General features: G+C 35.5%; 20 protein-coding genes. 11 read left to right on the top strand and 9 right to left on the bottom strand.

Annotation, left to right across the window (positions count from 1 at the left end):
* Window positions 1-92: 92 nt before the first annotated feature.
* Entirely contained in the window at window positions 93-1,028 is a 936-nt protein-coding gene (locus BCR23_RS03765) for a tyrosine-type recombinase/integrase (RefSeq protein ID WP_069634176.1), read from the bottom strand.
* A 186-nt stretch (window positions 1,029-1,214) separates the two neighbouring features.
* Here BCR23_RS03765 and BCR23_RS03760 point away from each other — a divergent pair, with 186 nt between their 5' ends.
* Window positions 1,215-2,039 carry an aldo/keto reductase gene (locus BCR23_RS03760; RefSeq protein WP_069634175.1) on the top strand — a complete coding sequence of 275 codons (825 nt, stop codon included), beginning with the start codon at window positions 1,215-1,217 and terminating at the stop codon, window positions 2,037-2,039.
* Window positions 2,040-2,103: 64 nt separating this feature from the next.
* On the opposite strand, the gene BCR23_RS03755 is transcribed toward BCR23_RS03760, so the two are convergent.
* Window positions 2,104-2,823 carry a gamma-glutamyl-gamma-aminobutyrate hydrolase family protein gene (locus BCR23_RS03755; protein WP_069634167.1) on the bottom strand — a complete coding sequence of 240 codons (720 nt, stop codon included), beginning with the start codon at window positions 2,821-2,823 and terminating at the stop codon, window positions 2,104-2,106.
* Between the two features lie 145 nt (window positions 2,824-2,968).
* The gene (gloA, locus tag BCR23_RS03750; RefSeq protein ID WP_069634166.1) at window positions 2,969-3,346 is read right to left on the bottom strand and encodes a lactoylglutathione lyase; all 378 of its coding nucleotides are present in this window, start codon (window positions 3,344-3,346) and stop codon (window positions 2,969-2,971) included.
* Window positions 3,347-3,521: 175 nt separating this feature from the next.
* Here gloA and BCR23_RS03745 point away from each other — a divergent pair, with 175 nt between their 5' ends.
* Window positions 3,522-3,965, top strand: coding sequence for an NUDIX hydrolase (locus BCR23_RS03745; RefSeq protein ID WP_069634165.1), 444 nt, complete (start codon window positions 3,522-3,524; stop codon window positions 3,963-3,965).
* A gap of 70 nt (window positions 3,966-4,035) precedes the next feature.
* Here the strand turns inward: BCR23_RS03745 and yidA are convergent, their stop codons facing one another.
* The 4 genes from yidA to BCR23_RS03725 form a co-directional block, all read right to left on the bottom strand.
* Entirely contained in the window at window positions 4,036-4,842 is an 807-nt protein-coding gene (gene yidA / locus BCR23_RS03740; RefSeq protein WP_069634164.1) for a sugar-phosphatase, read from the bottom strand.
* Between the two features lie 24 nt (window positions 4,843-4,866).
* Window positions 4,867-6,237: an HD domain-containing protein gene (locus BCR23_RS03735; protein WP_069634163.1), complete on the bottom strand. Its 1,371-nt coding sequence runs from the start codon at window positions 6,235-6,237 to the stop codon at window positions 4,867-4,869.
* Between the two features lie 126 nt (window positions 6,238-6,363).
* Window positions 6,364-7,212 carry a lipoate--protein ligase family protein gene (locus BCR23_RS03730; RefSeq protein WP_069634174.1) on the bottom strand — a complete coding sequence of 283 codons (849 nt, stop codon included), beginning with the start codon at window positions 7,210-7,212 and terminating at the stop codon, window positions 6,364-6,366.
* Entirely contained in the window at window positions 7,205-7,564 is a 360-nt protein-coding gene (locus tag BCR23_RS03725) for a hypothetical protein (protein ID WP_069634162.1), read from the bottom strand. The genes BCR23_RS03730 and BCR23_RS03725 overlap by 8 nt, the downstream gene beginning before the upstream one ends.
* A gap of 193 nt (window positions 7,565-7,757) precedes the next feature.
* Here BCR23_RS03725 and BCR23_RS03720 point away from each other — a divergent pair, with 193 nt between their 5' ends.
* From BCR23_RS03720 to tuf, 9 genes are all read left to right on the top strand, one after another.
* Window positions 7,758-8,756, top strand: a complete 999-nt coding sequence (locus BCR23_RS03720) for a thiamine pyrophosphate-dependent dehydrogenase E1 component subunit alpha (RefSeq protein WP_069634161.1) — start codon at window positions 7,758-7,760, stop codon at window positions 8,754-8,756.
* Window positions 8,753-9,742 carry an alpha-ketoacid dehydrogenase subunit beta gene (locus BCR23_RS03715; RefSeq protein ID WP_069634160.1) on the top strand — a complete coding sequence of 330 codons (990 nt, stop codon included), beginning with the start codon at window positions 8,753-8,755 and terminating at the stop codon, window positions 9,740-9,742. Before BCR23_RS03720 ends, BCR23_RS03715 begins: the two co-directional genes overlap by 4 nt.
* A gap of 2 nt (window positions 9,743-9,744) precedes the next feature.
* Window positions 9,745-10,686, top strand: a complete 942-nt coding sequence (locus tag BCR23_RS03710; protein WP_069634159.1) for a sugar-binding transcriptional regulator — start codon at window positions 9,745-9,747, stop codon at window positions 10,684-10,686.
* A 161-nt stretch (window positions 10,687-10,847) separates the two neighbouring features.
* Complete coding sequence (locus BCR23_RS03705; protein WP_069634158.1) at window positions 10,848-11,282, top strand: YwiB family protein; 435 nt, start codon at window positions 10,848-10,850, stop codon at window positions 11,280-11,282.
* A gap of 75 nt (window positions 11,283-11,357) precedes the next feature.
* On the top strand, window positions 11,358-11,987 hold the full coding sequence (gene rpoE / locus BCR23_RS03700) for a DNA-directed RNA polymerase subunit delta (protein WP_069634157.1): 630 nt from the start codon (window positions 11,358-11,360) through the stop codon (window positions 11,985-11,987).
* A gap of 306 nt (window positions 11,988-12,293) precedes the next feature.
* Window positions 12,294-13,127, top strand: a complete 834-nt coding sequence (locus BCR23_RS03695; protein ID WP_069634156.1) for a PRD domain-containing protein — start codon at window positions 12,294-12,296, stop codon at window positions 13,125-13,127.
* A 21-nt stretch (window positions 13,128-13,148) separates the two neighbouring features.
* A complete protein-coding gene (gene nagE / locus BCR23_RS03690; RefSeq protein WP_069634155.1) occupies window positions 13,149-15,131 on the top strand; it encodes an N-acetylglucosamine-specific PTS transporter subunit IIBC in 1,983 nt (660 codons plus the stop codon).
* Window positions 15,132-15,811: 680 nt separating this feature from the next.
* A complete protein-coding gene (locus BCR23_RS14690) occupies window positions 15,812-15,973 on the top strand; it encodes a hypothetical protein (protein ID WP_167352148.1) in 162 nt (53 codons plus the stop codon).
* Window positions 15,974-16,185: 212 nt separating this feature from the next.
* Entirely contained in the window at window positions 16,186-17,373 is a 1,188-nt protein-coding gene (gene tuf / locus BCR23_RS03685) for an elongation factor Tu (protein ID WP_069634154.1), read from the top strand.
* A gap of 41 nt (window positions 17,374-17,414) precedes the next feature.
* On the opposite strand, the gene mprF is transcribed toward tuf, so the two are convergent.
* Window positions 17,415-20,003 carry a bifunctional lysylphosphatidylglycerol flippase/synthetase MprF gene (gene mprF, locus BCR23_RS03680; protein ID WP_069634153.1) on the bottom strand — a complete coding sequence of 863 codons (2,589 nt, stop codon included), beginning with the start codon at window positions 20,001-20,003 and terminating at the stop codon, window positions 17,415-17,417.
* A gap of 9 nt (window positions 20,004-20,012) precedes the next feature.
* On the bottom strand, window positions 20,013-20,732 hold the full coding sequence (locus BCR23_RS03675) for an alpha/beta fold hydrolase (protein ID WP_069634152.1): 720 nt from the start codon (window positions 20,730-20,732) through the stop codon (window positions 20,013-20,015).
* Window positions 20,733-20,808: the final 76 nt, after the last annotated feature.

Genomic DNA, 20,808 nt, shown 5'->3' with positions numbered 1-20,808 from the left:
TCTTTTTTTATAGAATTTTTGAATTGATTAAATTTACTATTCCAAAAATCAAATTGAATACTCAATACTTTTAACCTCCAAATAATTTATAGTTATTCGGAGGTTTTTGGGTGTAATTTATTCCTCAAATTATAAGTATCCAATACTTTAATTTTTTGATTTGTACTCACTGCAGTATAAATCTGTGTTGTAACAATACTCGAATGCCCAAGTAGCTCCTGAACTTCTCGAATATCCGCTCCATTTGACAATAGTTCTGTTGCAAATGTATGTCGCAAGTGATGTGGAGTAGAGGAAGGGGCGATATTCGCTAAATCTCGGTATTTCGAATAAATATTTTCAATACCATAAATTGACAGACGTTTCCCATATTTATTTAGAAAAATGGCATTTGATTTAGGCTTATATTCTTCTCTAGCTTTAAGATACTCAGCTAATGCATGATTTGTTTCAAATGGGGAGATATAAATCAACCGTTCTTTATGATTTTTTCCTTTAATCAACAATAAGCGACTTTTAGGTTTATAATCAACGATATTTAAAGCATGTGCTTCTCCGATTCTAATTCCAGTGGCAATTAAGAGTTCAATTAATGCGGTATCACGAATAAGATTTCTGCGTTTTGACGGTGTCAATTTAGTTGATTGAAGTAAATACATTTTCTTTAATATTGTATTTATTTCATCGGGTGATACTATTTTAGGTAATTTTCTCGGAGTGATGTAATAGTAGTTAAAGTTTGGTTTTGAATCCAATTGAATATCCATTAAATTTTCATTTGTTAAGTACCGATAAAACATTTTAAAGACAACAATTTTCCTTTTTAACGTTGTTGCTTTTAATGTTTGTTGGAATTCATTGATATACTTAGAAATACCAATAGAGTAAGAATAATTATTTATAGAGCAAAACTGGTGTAAGTTGATCAAGTCAGAATAGTATGCTTTTAACGTTTTTTTGGAAATATTACTAAATGTTTTTCGCTCTTCAAGGTAATTATCGATATGTTTTTTAAAATCAAGTGTCATTGGAATCAGCCTTTCATACATAAGATAGAATCATTCTTTATCATAAGCTACCGAGTATGAGATTTCTATACTTGATGACGAAATTGAATAAAACACCCTGGCTATATAGTTTAGGCGTTTTCCAAATGCTTATTTAAGGAGTATACTATGAATGTAAACACTTTTTTTGAAAGGAATGAACAAATAATGACATTTGAAAAAACAAAAAAATTAGCCAATGGTTCGATTATCCCACGTTTAGGTTTAGGGGTATGGCAAGTGAAAGATGGGGAAGAAGCTGTTGATTCAGTAAAATGGGCGTTAGATGCAGGTTATCGCTTAATCGATACTGCTGCCGTTTATAAAAATGAAGTTGGTGTAGGGGAAGGAATTCGTAAGTCTGATGTTCCCAGAGAAGAAATTTTCGTAACAACCAAGTTGTGGAATACAGATCAAGGATATGAAACAACGCTCAAAGCCTTTGATGAAAGTTTAAATAAACTTGGCTTAGATTATGTTGATTTGTATTTAATTCACTGGCCAGTAAAAGATAAATATAAAGATTCTTGGCGTGCTATGGAAGAGATCTATCGTAGTGGACGAGCTAAAGCGATTGGTGTTTCTAATTTTCATGAGCATCATATTGATGATTTGTTAACTACCGCTGAAATTGTACCAATGGTTGACCAAATTGAGCTTCATCCTGCATTGACACAAGAACCGTTGCGTAAGTTTTTAGCAGAGAAAAATATTGCTGTTGAAGCTTGGTCCCCATTAGGTCAAGGTAAAATTCTAGAAAATGCTACCTTAGTTGAAATTGGTAAAAAATACAATAAAACGGCAGCACAAGTGATTATTCGTTGGCATTTACAAAGTGATATTATTGTTATTCCAAAATCTGTCCATCAAGATCGCATTAAACAGAATATTGATGTTTTTGATTTTGAATTGACCGAAGAGGATATAAAACAGATCAATCAACTAAATAAAAATGAACGTTTCGGCTCTAATCCCGAAAAATTTGATTTTTAGTTTGGTTTAGTTATAAAAAAGAAAGGTAGAGAGTGGGGTCAACCAATCTGCTACCTTTCTTTTTTTATAGTTGATTCACAAAGTAATCAAAGAGGTTAAATTCTTTTGATTCAATATCAAATCGAAGTTCTGGGTGCCATTGGACACCTAATATTCGTTGTTTTGCATCGACTGATTCAATAGCTTCTGCAATACCATCAGAGGATTTTGCAATAATCTTCAAAGGCGCGGCTAGTTTGTTAATTGCTTGATGATGATAAGAATTAACACGATAGTCTTCTCCCAATAGCGGATAAAGAGAGCTAGCTTTTTCTATTTGAATTCCATGTGTAGCAAATTGAGGTTGAGTAGGTTGCTGTCCATGTTTAACTTTCCAATCAGGATATAAAGAAAGATCTTGATATAAAGTTCCACCTAAAACGACATTAAGCAATTGCATCCCTCGGCAAACTGCGAATATTGGTTTTTTTTGTTTAACCGCTTCTTTAATCAAGGCTATTTCAAACAGATCACGGTTGCGATTGGTTTCTTCAAGTTTCGGGTGAGGATCTTCACCAAAGAAATCTGGTGAGATATCTTGACCACCTGCTAATAATAATTTATCGATTTTAGAAATATAAGCTTCTGCTGTTTCTTCTGCTCCTATAGGTAAAACAATTGGCAATCCTCCTGCATTTTGAACAGCTGTAACAAAACCTTGAGGGGTATAACTTACATGGTTGCCGTTAAAAACATCAACGGATTGAATAATTTGGTTGGCTGCTATGCCGATAACACTTTTCATTTGATCACGTCCTCAATTAATCTCTAGAATAATAGTTTATCACTTTTTTATAAAAAAAGGGGATAAATACATTTTTATGAAGTGTCAAAAAGAAACAGTCATTCACAGATTAGGATTAACCTAAAACATGAACAACCGTTTTCTACTAGTAACGCGTACGAATAACTTCGATTTTATACCCATCAGGATCAGTAATAAAATAGTATGATGGAGGAGTTCCAGGTAAACCTTTCATGTCAGTAACTGTGAATCCCGCATTTTTTTGTTCTTCGTGAAGTTTCTCAATTTCATCCGTACTAATAGCGATATGACCGTAGCCATCGCCTAAGTTGTAGGCTTCGTGATCGTAATTATACGTAAGCTCTAGTTCATACCCATCACCAGGTAATGTTAAGTAAACTAAAGTAAATTTATGTTCTGGAAAATCACGACGGCGGCTTTCTTCAAAATTGAATGCCTTTTGATAAAATTCTAATGATGCTTCTAAATCTTTGACACGAACACAAGTGTGAGCCATTTTCATATGAATCAACTTCCTTTCATAAGTGGAGATAATACGCAAATCTGATGGGAAAATTTGCGGATGTGTTCATAGTAGCATAGTCTTTGTAGATATTGTGAGTGAAATGATAAGTTATCGCTTGTTCATTAGAAAATTCTCATGTAATATTAGGTTAAAAGAAAAGGGAGTTGTTTTTATGAGCACACCGTCATTCGGTGAGAAATCGGAAATGTTGGTATATAAAAAAAGGTTAGGGGCATATATTATTGTCTCAAGAAGTCAAGGGGCAGAAATGGTCTTAGTTCAAGCGCCAAATGGAGCATATTTTTTACCAGGTGGAGAAATTGAACACGGAGAAACAAAAGAAGAAGCAATTCATCGAGAAATGGTTGAAGAGTTGGGTGTTGAAGTGACTATCGGTGAATACCTTGGACAAGCGGATGAATATTTTCATTCAAGACATCGCAATACAGACTATTATAATCCAGGTTATTTTTTTGTTGCAGATGATTGGCGACAAATTTGTGAACCATTAGAAAAAACAAATACAATTCGCTGGGTTTCTGTCAATGAGGGGATTGATTTGTTAAAACGAGGAAGTCATAAATGGGCAGTAGAAAAATGGACATCGCAAAAATAAAAAAGCCAAGAAAATAATTGGCTTTTTTAAATTATTTTCTTGTTTTTTTATTGAAATTGTAGAAATTTCATTACATGTATTTTAATAAAACTTCCGCAACTCCATCTTCGTCATTACTGGTTGTGTGAACGTCTGCAGCCTGCTTCACACTTTCAGTTGCATTTCCCATTGCAACACCAATTCCAGCATATTCGATCATAGATAAATCATTTTCATTATCCCCAATAGCCATCGTTTCTTCTTGTGAAATACCTAAGTGTTCCGCAAGCTTAGCTAGAGCGTTACCTTTACTTGCTTCTTTGTTTAAAATTTCATAGTAAAAATCGGTACTTTTCACAGTTGTATATTTGTTAATGAACGCTTCTGGAAGTTGGCTGATCGCATTATCCAAAACTTCTGGTTCATCAATCATCATCATTTTAATAATTGATAGATCAGGTGTCATTTCATCGACTGCACGGTATTTCAAGGGCATATCAACTAGGTATGCTTCATGTACAGAATATTTGCCGATGTCTCGGTTTGCTGTATAAATCGCTTGGTCATCAATCGTATGGAGATGAGCGCCAACTTTCCGCGACATTAGTTCAATTTCCAAAAAGTCATCATAACTTAATGTATATTGGGAAATGATTTCATTAGATTTAGTTGATTGTACTAAAGAACCATTGTAAGTGATCACATAATCATTATCTCCATACAACTCTAGCTCTGCTAACTGTTCTTTTACACCTGGCAAAGGACGTCCAGTACATAAAACGATAAATATGCCCTTTTCATTGGCTTTTTTTAGTGTTTCTTTCACTTTGGGCGTGATTTTTCTGTTGGAATCAAGCAAGGTTCCATCGATATCTATTGCAACTAATTTGACTGACATAAGTTCCTCCAGTGGATATATATTTTAGTTTTTCTCTTCAACTAATGCACCGTTATGAATGTACGAAGCAAATTCACGATAAGTGTCATCAAACAAATCATAATGCTGTTGCCTTTTTGGGTCAACCATTTCTTTTGGAAAATAAAAACGTTCATCAATTTGTGTTTGTCCTGCTAATGCTGCAACTAAATGGCTAATTTTGGATAACTCGATCAGTGTACCATCTTTTTGCATAATTTCAATTTGTGTTCGATGGCTATTTTTTTCTGGTCGATAAAAGTCATAAGGTAAGTCATAACTTGAATTGATGGCAGTATAATATTTTGGATTATAACCAACTTTTTCAATCAAGGATTTTAAGTGACGGATGGTCACAGAATCACGATTACCGGAAAATGTAGCAGATTTTAGCGGTTTACGTATTAAAAAGCGATTAGCTAAATCATTAAGAATCGGATCAGGCAAAGACGTCCATTGAGTAAAGTAAGTGTTAAGAACGCCATCATCTAATCTTAAATATTCCTGCAGAGAAAAGTTTCCTTTGAAAAAAGGAACAAGTAATTGAGAGTGTAGTTGGTAATCTTCTGGTTGTTGTTCATACAGTTCTTTTGCCCGATGAAGCAAGTGATCTAAAATAACTTCCATACCACGAGAAACAGGATGGAAATAGACTTGCACATACATTTGATAACGACTGACAATATAATCTTCCACAGCATGCATACCATTCATAGCAAAAGCTAACCCATCTTTGTAAGGTCGGATCACTCTTAAAATTCTGGTTAAATCAAAAGTACCATACTCAGTTCCTGTAAAATAAGCATCGCGTAACAAATAATCCATACGATCAGCGTCAATTTGACTGGAAATCATTTGAACAACTTGTGGATTAGGGTATTGCTTAGTGATTACACTGGCTACTTTATCGGGAAAATCTGCTGAAACACGATTTAAAATTTGAAAGACTTCAGTTTCAGGAGAAGTGATGATTTCTACTGTAATAGCTTCATGGTCAGTGTTGAAAATATGTTCAAAAGTATGGGAATAGGGTCCGTGACCAACATCATGAAGTAAAGCGGCGCAAAGGGTAACCAAACGTTCGCTATCATCCCAGCCTTCCTCTCCTAAGTGTTCACTTGAGTAATTACGTTGAAAGATATCACAAATTCGTCGAGTGATTTCGTAAACACCTAAAGAATGAGCAAAACGACTATGTTCTGCGCCGTGAAAAGTGAATGAAGAGGTACCTAATTGCTTGATTCTGCGCAAACGTTGTACTTCTGCTGAGTTAATCAAGTCTAAAATCACTTGGTGTTGTACATGAATATAATTGTGAACAGGGTCTCGAAAGACTTTTTCAATCGGTAAAATTTGATACTTATAAGGCGTTGACATTGTTTCACTCCTTTGCTGTGAAACACAGCGAATATTTTATGAGCTGATGTTTTCTCGCAAGTGTTTTTTATAGATGAATATGATTAAACATAACGATGGAAATCCTATTGTTCCATTTAAATCTAGCTAATTCAATAACAGGTTTCGTTGTTTCATTTTATTCATTTGTTTATCGATTTCAGACATAAACCATTCTGACGTTAATAATTTTGGCAACATTTGTTCATCGATAGTTACAGGCACATCGTCTAACAATACGTCAATTAATTGTTTTTTGACTTCATCGATTGTTAAGGGGCGTTGCAACAGGTCTTCTAAGTTTGCCATTACAGATGGATTAACCGGGGGATAGCCATTTTTACCGAAATGTTCATGTAAACTTGCTTGATAAAAGCGACGAACACTTTCGCCACGTTTTTGTTGATCTCCATTAACACTCAAATAAATCATCACAGCAATGCCGTCTTTTACACGTCGTTGAGCAATGCCGGCAAATTTTTTTCCGTCAATACTTAAATCAAAGGTACCTGGACAATAAGACTCAGTAATTTCAAAAGCTTCAATAGCATGAGTTGAATCCTCAAATGCACGCTTGATCCAACTCCACATAAATCTGTATGCCTCGTCGATACTGATTTTTTTCTTAAGTGGGTTTGGCAGAATTAGTGATACATTTAAAATCCCTTCATCCGAAATCACACCTAATCCTCCAGCGTTACGAACCACAACATTATAGCCATCTTGTTTTAAAGAAATCAACCCGTTATCTAAATCAGTTACTCGAGTATCTTTCATGCCAAGTATCATTACTTGATCAAGTTGCCAAAAATGAATGATCGGTTGTTGATTGATCCCAGAAAAAGTTGTTAAAGTATCTGTTAATGCAAAGGGGAGGAAATAATCTTTTTCCGTCAAACAATCCTGATCATATAAGAATAGTTGGTTGGTGGTAAAAAGCTGATTTAAATTAGTCATCATATTCTTCATCCTGTTTTGCGCGAGAGACGTAGTCTTTCACTTCTTTATTCATTCGATTATATTCGTTCGTAAAACGCATTGGTTTACTAATAATCCTCATTGGCATGGTGGCTAAAAATTTACTGAAATCTTGTCTAGCTTCTTCAGTTAAGCGACCAGGTTTAGAGACTAAGCGTTCATATAGATAATGATAAAAATGATTCATTGCATCAATATCGATGCTCATTTGGTTATGGCACTCCTCACATGCAATGCTCGAAATAATGTCGTTCATATATTCAATGTCATGGAGTGTTTCTTTTTGGCAATGCATACAAAATAACATCGCTTCTTCATCGTGAAATAACATCAGTTTCCACCTCCATATTCTATTATAAACGATTTACAAGAAAAAACATGCTTATCCGTATAGAAAAAACTAGGAAAACTAGGAATTTTTAAAGAAATCAAAAAAATACCGAGAAAATCTTGCTATCGGCTAAATAAAACTATAAAATATTTACATATGATTAACAGGAGAACAAATGTAAAGGAGTGAGAAAATGAGCCGGAATATGATCGATAACAAGGAAATTAAATGGATTAATGAGATTGATGCTTTGAAAAAAATGTGGGAAATCCGTATTTTTGAAGAAATGATTCAAGAACTTTTTGATACTGGAGAGCTGTATGGTACGATGCACCTCTGCACTGGACAAGAAGCAACTGCCGTTGGGGGAGCAGGGATTTTAAAACAGAGTGACTGGATCGTATCAACACACAGAAATCATGGACATTGCATTGCTAAAGGAACAGATATCAGAAGTATGTTTGCCGAAATGCTTGGGAAAAAAACTGGCACAAATGAAGGTAAAGGCGGTAGTATGCATATTGCTGATTTAGATGTGGGAAACTTAGGATCAAACGGTATCGTTGGCGCGGGCTTTCCTATTGCGGCAGGTGCTGCATTAAGCGCTCAGATGCAAGGAACGGATCAAGTGGTATTATGTTATGCTGGTGATGGTGCTACAAATGAGGGTAGTTTCCATGAAGCATTAAATTTAGCCTCTATATGGCAGTTGCCAGTTATATATTTCATTGAAAACAATCAATACGGTATGAGTAGCTCAATTGAGCAGATGGTTAATATTGATAAACTTTCTGAACGAGGAAAAAGTTATGGTATTGAAGGAATAACCATTGACGGGAATGATTTGGAAGCTGTAACTAGAACGGTTCATAACGCAGTAGAAAAAGCGAGAAAAGGCGACGGTCCTACATTGATCGAAGCACTGACTTATCGTCATAAAGGACATTCTAAGTCAGATAAGTTAATTTATCGTTCAGAAGATGAATGTCGAGAATGGCAAGAAAATAATGATCCGATTTTTCGCTTGGAAAAAGAACTGATTCAAAAAGGGATGCTTCAAGAAATAGACATTCGTCAATTGGAAATCGCGATTCGAAAAGATCTAGCAGATATAATTTCTTCGGTGAAGTTAGACAGCGAGCCGACAGTGGATGATTTATGGACACATGTTTATGCGGAGGATGAAGTATGAGAACAATTACTTATTTACAAGCAATCAATGAAGCGATGGATGAAGCCTTAGCTGATGATGAACGTGTTTTTCTTTTAGGAGAAGATATTGGTGTTTATGGCGGTGGCTTCGGTGCTACCCAGGGACTTCAAGAAAAATATGGAGCGAAACGTGTGAGAGATACACCAATTTCTGAGAGTGCAATTGCTGGTGCGGCAGTGGGCGCTGCTATGACAGGAATGCGTCCGGTGATGGAATTGCAGTTTTCTGATTTTATTACTGTAGCAATGGATCAACTTGTTAATCAAGCGGCTAAAATTCATTACATGTACGGTGGGAAAGCTAAAGTTCCCTTAGTGATGCGAACCGCAGCAGGTTCTGGTACAGGAGCAGCAGCTCAACATTCGCAAAGCTTAGAAAATTGGATGGCACATATACCAGGGCTAAAAGTCATCCAACCGTCAAATGCATATGATGCAAAAGGGTTACTTCATGCGGCGATAAAGGATAATAATCCTGTTATGTTCTATGAACACAAACTATTATATAAAACTAGTGCAGAGGTTCCATCTGAACCTTATACACTTCCAATTGGTGTTGCTGATATCAAACAAATAGGGAATGATGTGACAATCATTGCTACAGGAATTATGGTCAATAAAGCATTGGAAGCATCAGAAATCTTAAAAGAAAAAGGAATTTCTGTTGAAGTGATAGATCCAAGAACATTGGTACCGTTAGACAAAGAAACTATTTTGCGATCTGTTGAAAAAACAAAACGAGTAATTGTTGTAACTGAAGCAGTTAAAAACAGTGGTTTTAGCGGGGAAATCACCTCAATTATTGCTGAGTCAGAAATGGCGCTGCAATTGAAAGCACCAATTATTCGTTTAGGTGGGGAATTTGTACCAATGCCTGCGCAAAAAATGTTGGAATCCCTTGCAACACCTCAAGTTGATTCACTAGTTGAAGCGGTAGAAAATTTAATGATAGAGGTTCGATCGTAGTTATGAAAATAAGTGAAGATCGCAGAAAAATGCTAAAAATTGTTACAATGTATTATGAACAAGGAATGACTCAAGCGATGATCTCTCAGAAAATGGGGATTTCACGACCTGTTATTTCTAAAATTTTACAGCAAGCAAAAGAGGCTGGAATTGTATCGATTTCAATCAAAGATGAATCGGCGTATGCGGTAGAGCTTGGTTTGCGTTTAGAAAAGAAATATCAGTTAGACGATGTAATCGTAGTACCTGCAAATGATCAAAGACTGATAGAAACAGTACAACGGGAAGTCAGCCGAGCAGCTTCTTTTTACCTCAAAGAACGATTAGAAGATGGTATGAGTGTAGGATTATCGTGGGGAACCACATTAGCTGATATGATCGATGAAATGTCCTACTGTTCATTTCCAACTACTAATGTTTGTCCTTTAGTGGGTGGTGTTTCTAGTGAGCATCTTTATTTTGATACCAATCATTTAGTTTTTCGCTTAGCTGAGAAATTAAATAGTCGATGTCAATATTTTTATGCTCCTGCATTAGCTGAAAGTATTACCTTAGCGGAGGTTTTAAATGATACACAACTAGTTGGAAAAGCAATGGAACAAGCAAAGAATGTTGATTTTGCAATTATTGGCGTAGGAAACCCAAATGAAAGTTCAACTTGGAAGCGTCTTGGCTATATAGAAACAAAAGAAATGCAAATAATCAAAGAAACAGGTGTCAAAGGAGATGCGGTGGCGTCCTTATTTGACAAAAACGGTCAAACAGTGAACAATGAACTGAGTAATCGAATGCTGGGGATTAAAGTGGAAGATTTGGTGAACATCCCAAATGTCATGGTTATCGGCTGCGGTAAAGAAAAAGCAGAAAGTATTGAACCTTTGTTATTAGGTAAATGCTGTACTATTTTAGTAATCGATCAGATGATTGCTGAGGCATTGGTTTAAATGATTCACTAGATCATTTTTATTATTTAGCTTTACAGGCTAGCTCTTCGGGAAAAAAACAAAAATTGAATGCGACAAAAAGTGTCCTCTTGAATTTTTACTATTTTTCGGTCAGAGTTTTTTGAGCCTGCTACGCTTTTAAATTAAGGAGAGTGTGTTAAATGGATTTATCACAAGGTACACCAGTATCTATTCAATTGAAAACAGTTGTAGATCAAGCTGGGGAAAAGAAAAATTTTTATTTCGACTTAGAAGGTCAAATTGTAAAAATCGGTGATACGCTATATATCCGTTATAAAGAAGAGCAAGAAGAAGGGGAGCCTGTGCCGGTGACGATCAAAGTCGAACCGGACGGGAAAATCCAATTGATTCGAGCTGGTGGACTTAGAATGCGTTTGAAGTTTGCTTATCAGGAACGGTTAGATACTAGTTACAAGACGCCTTATGGCTTATTCCAAATTACGACATTTACTCGTAATTTACGCTTTAGCTTGAAGGATCAGCCTGTTGCAGGAAGCATTTTGATTGATTATGATTTGTACTCTCAAGCGGAAAAAATAGGTGAATATCATTTAGAACTAGAATTTACTGCGTAATTATGCAATAATCAATTGATTTTTTCTTGATGTTTTTGTATGATAAGGAGTAGACTGTGAAAGGACGTGTACCGTTTGGAAATTAATGTATTTGACGGGTTGAACAAAGATGAACTATCCATGATCGAAGTTGCGCACGCAATTTTAGAACAACGTGAAGATGTGATGGACTTCTCTGATTTAGTAAACCAAATTCAAAATTATCTTGGAAAATCTGACAGCGAAATTCGTGACTCTTTAGCACAATTTTATACTGACTTAAATATTGATGGCAGTTTTATCTCTTTAGGAGATAACCGTTGGGGCTTGCGCTCATGGTATCCAATTGATTCTATCGACGAAGAAGTAACACACGGTTTAGAAGAAGATGAAGAGGATAAACCACGCCGCAGAAAACGTAAGAAAGTCAATGCCTTCATTATTGATGCAAATGATGAAGATGTGATCGACTACAATGATGACGATCCGGAAGATGCTGAATTGACGGATGACGACGATGACATTCTTTATGATGATGACGATGATGAAGAAGACGAAGAGATCAAAGCATATAACTCAGATCTTCAAGAAATCGGAGCAGATTCTGATGATGAGGAAGAAGAGTTACCAGGAATCGAAGAAGATCTGACGATTATTGATGAAGATGATGTAGATGATGACTTTGATGACGAAGATGAATATGCAGATCCTGAAGAGGAAAAATAAAAAGTAAACAGGAGTGTTCTCATTGTTAGAACGCTCCTGTTTTTTTATAAGATAAACGTTTAAATAGCCTAATTTTCATCAGTAAGAAAAAAATAGAATCAAAATGATTGACAAATGGTCTATATCTTTGTAAACTATCACTGTTAACAAATTGCAAATAGCGTTTTCATGTGACTAGATAATACTAGGCATGGAAGAATTTCATTGAAATATGATATACTCATATTTTGACGGGATTGTTCTATGCTTTTTTGTTGTCTTACAGCAAGAAAATGGACAATCTACTTCTGCAGAAGAGGAATGTTTATGAAAATCAAAAAGGTGCTCAATCAAAATGCAGTACTTGTCGTGGATGCTGGGCAGGAAAAAGTGGCAGTTGGCAAGGGTGTGGGTTTTAACAAAAAGAAAAATGATTTGTTACCCCAACAGCAAGTGGAACGAATGTTTGTAATGGAACCCGAAGGCTTAAAAAAGCTCCAAGTTCTATTATCACAAATTGATGAAAAGTATTTTTTTGTCACGGAAGCAATCATCGCTCATGCCGAGACCGTACTTGGTGAGAAACTGAATGAACACATCAATATTGGTTTAAGTGATCATATTGCGTTTGCTGCTGAAAATATCCAAAATAATATCATTGTGAGAAATAAACTTTTAAATGAGATCGAAATTCTTTATAGTGAAGAGTTCTCAATTGCACAATGGGCCGTGGATTATTTGACGCAAACACTTGGAATTCCGTTTAGTTATGATGAAGCAGGTTATATTGCAATCCATATTCATAGTGCTCGCAGCGGACGAACGGATAATAGTAAAAGTATTCGTGAAGTCACTATTGTTTCAGAAGTTATTCATTTAATTGAGCAAGAATTAGGAATCAATATCCATGATGAAAAGATGAGCTTGAGTTATTCACGATTAGTCAATCATTTGCGATTGTTTATTCATCGTTTTCAGCAAAGTCAGTATGCAGTGTTAGATGATGAGATTTTGGATATTGTGCGTAAGAAATATGCAGAAAGTTACGAAATATCGAAAAAAGTCCAAGTTTTGTTAATGAGAAATTTTCACTACCAAGTACCAAATGAAGAATTAGGTTATCTAGCTATTCATATCGAACGGCTAAAGATGATCAAATAAAAGACAAGGAGAGATACAAAAATGAAAGCTTATATGCAAAGAATGGGACGCTCGTTGATGCTTCCTGTAGCGGTATTGCCAGCTGCAGCGATTCTAATGGGTATTGGGTATTGGATTGACCCTAACGTAATGACAGGTTTGGGAGATCCAAATTTTCTATCTGTCTTTTTAGTTAAAGCAGGTGGTGCAATTATCGATAATCTACCTGTTTTATTCGCGGTAGGACTAGCGTTAGGTATGTCTAAGGATAAAGATGGCGCAGCAGCACTTAGTGGATTAGTAGCGTTTTTGGTTGTAACAACTTTACTTTCAACAGCAGCTGTTGGTGCAATGAAAGGCATTCCTGTGGAGCAAGTTGATCCATCATTTGCTAAAATCAGTAATGCATTTATTGGTATTTTGTCTGGTTTGATTGCAGCTTCGATGTATAATCGATTCAGTCAAGTAAAACTACCAATGGCGTTATCCTTCTTTAGTGGAAAACGATTGGTGCCAATTATGACAGCCTTAGCAATGTTAGTTGCTTCTGGCGTGTTGTTCTTCTTATGGCCAGTAGTATTCTCTGGATTAGTTACTTTCGGGGAGTCTATCTCTAAATTAGGTGCTGTTGGTGCTGGTTTATACGGATTCTTTAACCGCCTGTTGATTCCCACAGGATTGCACCATGCGTTAAATTCGGTGTTTTGGTTTGACGTGGCAGGTATTAATGATATTGGTAACTTTTTAAAAGGAGCTGGTGAAAAAGGAGTTACTGGTATGTACCAAGCTGGTTTCTTCCCAGTTATGATGTTTGGTTTACCAGCTGGTGCATATGCTATTTACCGTAATGCACGTCCTGAAAAGAAAAAAGCAACTGCTTCACTGATGATTGCCGCAGCTTTTGCTTCATTTTTCACAGGAGTGACTGAACCATTAGAGTTCTCATTCATGTTCGTTGCATGGCCATTGTATGTTTTACATGCAATATTAACGGGTATCTCATTATTTATTTCAGCATTTTTCCATTGGACAGCAGGGTTTGCCTTTAGTGCAGGCCTAGTGGACTTTGTTTTAAGTTTACGCAATCCAATTGCAAATCAACCATTTATGTTAATCATTCAAGGTATTGTAATGGCAGTTTTATACTTTGTAATCTTTGATTTTGCAATTAAGAAATTCAACTTAATGACTCCAGGACGTGAAGAAGGCGAAGGTGAAGAAACACCAGACGTTGATACTACTGGCGATAATAAATTTGCTGTACTAGCAAATAAAATCTATCAAGGTCTTGGCGCTGATGCAAATGTTACTTCAATTGATAACTGTACAACTCGTTTACGTTTAACGGTTAATGACACAAGTAAAGTTGATCAAGCAAAAATTAAAGCAACTGGCGTACCAGGTGTGAAAGTAATTGACGATAAAAATATTCAAGTCATCGTTGGTACTGAAGTACAATTCGTAGCAGATGAAATGACTAAGCTTCACAAAGGAGCAGCTCCAGTTTCAGGTGAACCTGCAAAAAAGCCTGAGGTGAAAGCTGAAACACCAAAAGCAACTGCAAAAGAAACTGAATTATATGCTGTTGCAAATGGGAAAGTTATTCCAATTTCAGAAGTACAAGATGATGTATTTTCTGCTAAAATGATGGGTGATGGTTTTGCTGTTATTCCAACTGATGGTGAAGTCTCTACACCAGTAGCTGGAAAAATCACAAGTATTTTCCCAACAAAACATGCATTAGGAATTCAAACAGATTCTGGTATCGAAGTGTTGTTGCATATGGGCTTAGATACGGTTGAGCTAAAAGGTGAACCATTTACTTTACATGTTGAAGAAGGTCAAGTACTTAAACAAGGTGATAAAGTAGCTACAATTGATTTAGCCGCTCTAGAAACTGCAGGTAAGAAATCTGATTTAATCGTTGTATTCACAAATCAAGATGTTGTTGAAAACTACGATTTAACTAAATCAAACCAAACAGTATCTGCGAATGATTCAATTGGTAAAGTAACTGTTAAATAGTTAAAGTTAAGCTATCCGAGAAATTTCTTGGATAGCTTTTTTATACTCTTGCTTTATTTTTTTTCTATGATATGGTTAGAATGTGATTGTTTTATTTTAGCTTCATGAGCTTGAGTTTTGGAAAAATGACAACATATGAATGAGAAAAAAAGTACCTCAGTTATAGTGGCCTATTTCCCTTCATATCTGAACGAGCACATTATGCTTTTTATTTAGAAGAAGATTATTTTGCGTGAATAAGAGTAGTCGCGAATTGAAGTTGGTTGATAATCATATGGTTTATTTGTCTCATTTGGAGAGAAGATGAGACAGATGAGGGAGTAAAATCAAATGATTATTATCAAAGGGAATAATCCAAAGGCAGTTAAAAAATAAGAACTACTAAAAAGTGCAGACTGGTAAGAAAGTTGCGATTATTGGATATTTTGGAGAAATTCCCAGCATTTTATTCTAGCAAAACAAATATCTGTCTATAAAACAATTACATTAGATGATCTAACTTGTTTTTTTAAAGAAGAATGATCAATCTGAATCAATTATTCTTTACATTGATCATGAAAGTTATTTGGTATAATAAATAGAGAACCTAACTAATTTGTATAGTAAAAATTTCATTTTAACTATTTATGATGAATTGGAGTATGAACAAGTAATCGATGAATAAATAAGGTGGTGGCGGTATGAATGACAATACAGAACAATTATTGGAATTAATTGGAAAATTTCAAACGGAAGATCTTTCTTTAGAAGATGCGATAGAACTTCGACGATTATCGGCTGAATTTGCCAATGTATGTGGGGAAGCTGTTGAGAAGAAGATGGATCAATTTGTAGCACAATAACTAATTGATTGAAGAATGAACAGAGGGAGGGCGGATGTATTTCTGCCCTTCCTTTTTCATGTGTTATCATCATTTTTATTTACTTATAAAAAGTAAGCAAATAACTTGTGTATTTTAATAACAGGTATATAATAACACTATAAAGGTCAGAGATGGTCAAGTTAAATTGATTTTACTTTGAACCTTTAATCAAAATAGGAGGTTTGTAAATTATGGCAAAAGAACATTATGAAAGAAGTAAACCGCATGTAAATATCGGAACGATCGGACATGTCGATCATGGGAAAACAACATTAACCGCTGCAATCACTAGTGTATTAGGAAAAAAAGGCCTAGCAAACCCGCAAGACTATGCTAGTATTGATGCAGCGCCAGAAGAACGTGAACGCGGTATTACGATTAACACAGCACATGTAGAATATGAGACCGAACTTCGGCACTATGCTCATATTGATGCGCCTGGACATGCAGATTATGTGAAAAATATGATTACAGGGGCTGCCCAAATGGATGGAGCAATTTTAGTTGTATCTGCAACGGATGGACCAATGCCCCAAACAAGAGAACATATTTTATTGTCACGCCAAGTAGGTGTAAATTATTTAATCGTATTTCTTAACAAAATTGATTTAGTTGACGATGAAGAATTAATCGATTTAGTAGAGATGGAAGTTCGTGAGTTACTAAATGAGTATGGTTTCCCAGGTGATGATACACCTATTATTAAAGGTTCAGCTCTGAAGGCATTGCAAGGTGATCCAAACGCCGAAGCTGCAATCATGGAATTGATGGATACGGTGGACAACTATATTCCGACACCTAAACGAGATACCGACAAACCGCTATTGTTGCCAGTAGAAGATGTCTTTTCAATTACAGGCCGAGGAACAGTTGCCTCAGGACGTATCGATCGAGGAAAAGTAAGCGTTGGAGACGAAATCGAAATCATCGGAATTAAACCTGACACTCAAAAAGCGATAGTAACCGGAATAGAAATGTTTCGTAAAACCTTAGATTACGGAGAAGCAGGGGATAATGTAGGTGTGCTTTTGAGAGGGACTACACGAGACGAAATCGAACGTGGCCAAGTAATTGCAAAACCTGGTTCAATTACACCTCATACAAAATTTATTGCAGAAGTTTATGTACTAACGAAAGAAGAAGGCGGACGTCACACACCGTTCTTTGAGAATTATCGTCCACAATTTTATTTCCGTACAACTGACGTAACTGGAGTTGTTAAGTTACCAGAGGGGATCGAAATGGTAATGCCGGGTGATAATGTAACGATTGATGTAGAACTGATACATCCGATTGCAGTAGAACAAGGAACAACCTTTTCTATTCGCGAGGGTGGTCGGACTGTCGGATCAGGTATTGTTATTGAAATAGAAAAATAAATAAAAAGAAGGGCTGAGATAATATCAGTCCTTCTTTTTATTTATCGTTGAGACCTATTTCTAAGAATGCGGCGTACACCGTGCATTTTCTTTTGTTCCTCAATGGGTGCATTATCAATAATCAGCAATGCAATCATCACATAGGCGATGAAACTGTTTCTGGAATATAAAGTGTATCTAGAAAACCACTCAGCAGCATACTTTTCTTTGTAATCTCTCAAACCTTGAAATGAGTAAAAACGAGAGCCGAATTCATAGACTAAATAAGCGATTCGCTCTTGGATAAAGCTTTTTTTAGATGTTCCAACATTTGATAGAGGAGCCATTCCCAGATTAAAATAAGTTAATCCCTCGTCTTTCATATAGTTAAATAAAGAAATAAACAGGTAATCCATTACACCAGAAGGGGCTTTTTTACTATATCTCATTAAATCAATTGTACCTTCATCTTGAGTATACGTAGGTATAATATTTGCAAAAGCGATAATTTGGTTCTCTTGATCTTTAGCAACTGCTATTTTCCCGCGTTGTAAGTAGCTCTCGGAAAAATATCCTAATGAGAAGCCTTTTTCTTTACGGCTACCAAGCCATTCATCAGAAACTTGTTTTAATTCTTGCATCAACTCTTTTGAAAAAGGTGGGTGAATGACTTCAAATTGATAGTTTTCTTTTGTAAAGCGATTCATAACTGCTCGTTCACTTTTCATTTTCTTACCTGACAACGTAAAATTAGGCAAGTCTACATGAGCTTCTTCCCCCATTTTGATGAAATCATAGCCGAATTCATGTAAGAACATCACGATTTCTTCAGATGCTTCATAGAAAACAGGGAGGTAGCCCCATTTGTCAGCTTCATTAATGAATTGTTCAAGGGCAATTGGAAAATCTTCTTTTTTCCCTGAAGGGTCTCCCATAACAATGCATTTATTGTTTAACGTTTTAAACTGTAATAAAACCGTATCTTCATGCTCTTGATTGGTGTAGATATACATGTCTTTGTCTTTTAGAAATATTAATTGACTATCTGTATTTCCGCCATATGTTTCTAAAAGAGTGTGTGCTCGTTCCTCATCTAATGGTGTACCCATTTTATATCGACTGCCTTCTAGGTAGCGGACAAATAAATAACTAAACAATGTAACTAATAAAATGCCTATAAATCCGGAAAGCCAAACTTTTTCAGATGGAAAGAAAAAGAAGGAGATAAAGTGACCATTATGGTGAGGAAATGCAGGTAAATTATATACGCCTATTACAATATACAAAATAGTCAGAGCCAGAAATATAATACCATCAATAGTAATCATTTCCCAAGAGTAGACCAGTTGTTCTCTAACTAGTTCGCCTTTTGAAAAAACGACGATTACCAATAACAGACTAAGGAAAATAATAACACCCCAACTGAAATCTTTGATAAAGGTATAAATCAATGTCACTAAAATCAAACCAATCGTGGGTAGATAAACTCGTTTAACTCTCGCTGCAATTCCTCGTCCCATGATAAGTAATAAAAAACCCAATAAAATAGCTGGAAATTGTGTGATGATATGAAACGAAAGTGGGTTTAAATGTTTTAACCAACCAAATTCACTAAAAGCTTCTGGAACTGTAGCTGAAAGAACAATCATAACACCTGAAAAATACATCAAAAACACCACAAATTTATGCGCTAATTCCGTTGATAGTTCTCTGGGAATACCAGCATATTTTGAATTTAAGCCATGACTTAGATTTTTTATAAAGAAAATAGCACCAATAAAGAATGGTAAGATATAATAGAAAAAACGATAAAGTAATATCCATGCAACCACAACATCCCGGTCAATTCCCAGTGCAGATAGGCCTATAATCATCATGATATCAAAACTACCAAGTTCGCCTGGAATCATAGAGACGATCCCAATCACTGAGGCAGCGATGAAAAGAGGGATAATCTGCATTGGATTTGCTTTGATACCCATCAACATACCAATCAACAAGAAGCTACCTAAAACGCCTGTCCACTCTAAAAAAGAAGTCAAAATAAGTCCAACTCGCGTTTTATTATCGATATCACCGATATATTCATCTTTTCTAATCAAACTTGCAATCAAAACAACTGGAAAATATAAGCCTCCAGCAATCAGCCAAATCCAATATTGCTGTAAATAATCATTTGTATGTCCGAACATAACAAGGAAAAAAGCGAGTAGACTGTATATTGAAAGTCCAGACATTAAAAAAATCAGAATTTTTGAAAGGGCTCTGACAACCATTTTTCCGTCTTTTTCTTTCCCGTAAAATTCAGACCGTAAACCAATACTGATTAAACCACCAAAACCAGCTACATTATTAATTGTATTAATCATCCAACTACTTTCTAGGAGATAGATTTTTTTAGGTTTTTGTTTCAAAATTTTGTTTAGAATTACGTCGTAACCAATCATAGGAAAGACAGCAATTAAACCAATTAGAAACATCAAGCCAATTTTCCAAAATGCAATATCTTGAAAAATAGTCGCAAGTTGGTTTAGTGAAATTGTTTTAGCAATTGAGAGTAATTCACGAATAATAATAATGACTACTGAAAAAATAAAAATTGTTTTAAGATAGCTGATATGATCTTTTGTCCATTGAAGCATTTTTTTCATTATTAGCACCTACTTTTCTTTTAAAAATGTCAAAATTTCTTGATTGAATACCTTAGGATTTTTTTTAGCAAACGAATGTCCTTGTTTTGGCACTAAAACAAATGAGGCATTAGGAATTTCTTTAGCTAAAAACATTGAATGAGACTGTTTGATAATATCATATTTACCAACTATCACTAAAGTTTTAACGGATAATTGTTGTAAGTCCAAGGGAGAAATACCAATATCTCTTAGCATTAAACCAACAACAAGTGATTTGTTTTTTGCTCTTTTGCTAAATAAAGCGAGAAACCTAAAGCAGATATATTCTATTACTGTAACAATTCTTATTGGGAGACTAACACCTTGAACAACTGTGTTACCGGCATTTAGAACTAATCGGTGAACGAACTCAGGATACTTTTTGGCAAAAACCATTGCCAAGTTAGCACCATCACTGAATCCAACGATATCTGCTTGAAGAATATTTTCTTGTTCCATGATCCCATGGAGATCATCTGCCATTTGCTCGAAAGAGAGGAAATTACTTTTGTTTTTCGAACGACCGTGCCCGCGGCTATCGACGGTAAAAACATTGAAGCTGCGACTAAACTCTGGTACTTGTTTTTCAAAATATTTTCCACTACCACCATTTCCGTGGAGAAGAAATAAAGGAAAACCTTGCCCTGAGATTTCATAATAAATTGAGCTGTTATCAGTAGTTAGTAAAGTTTTTTTTCTTTTTTCCATATGGTTACCACCTATCCTGTTTAGTATATCGGTTTTTGGTGTGGTTGGAAACTGAATAGACGAAATAATGCTCAAA

This window comes from Enterococcus quebecensis, assembly GCF_001730365.1.
In the GTDB taxonomy this organism is placed as follows: Bacteria; Bacillota; Bacilli; order Lactobacillales; family Enterococcaceae; genus Enterococcus_L; species Enterococcus_L quebecensis.
This window is presented reverse-complemented; position numbering and strand designations above follow the sequence as displayed.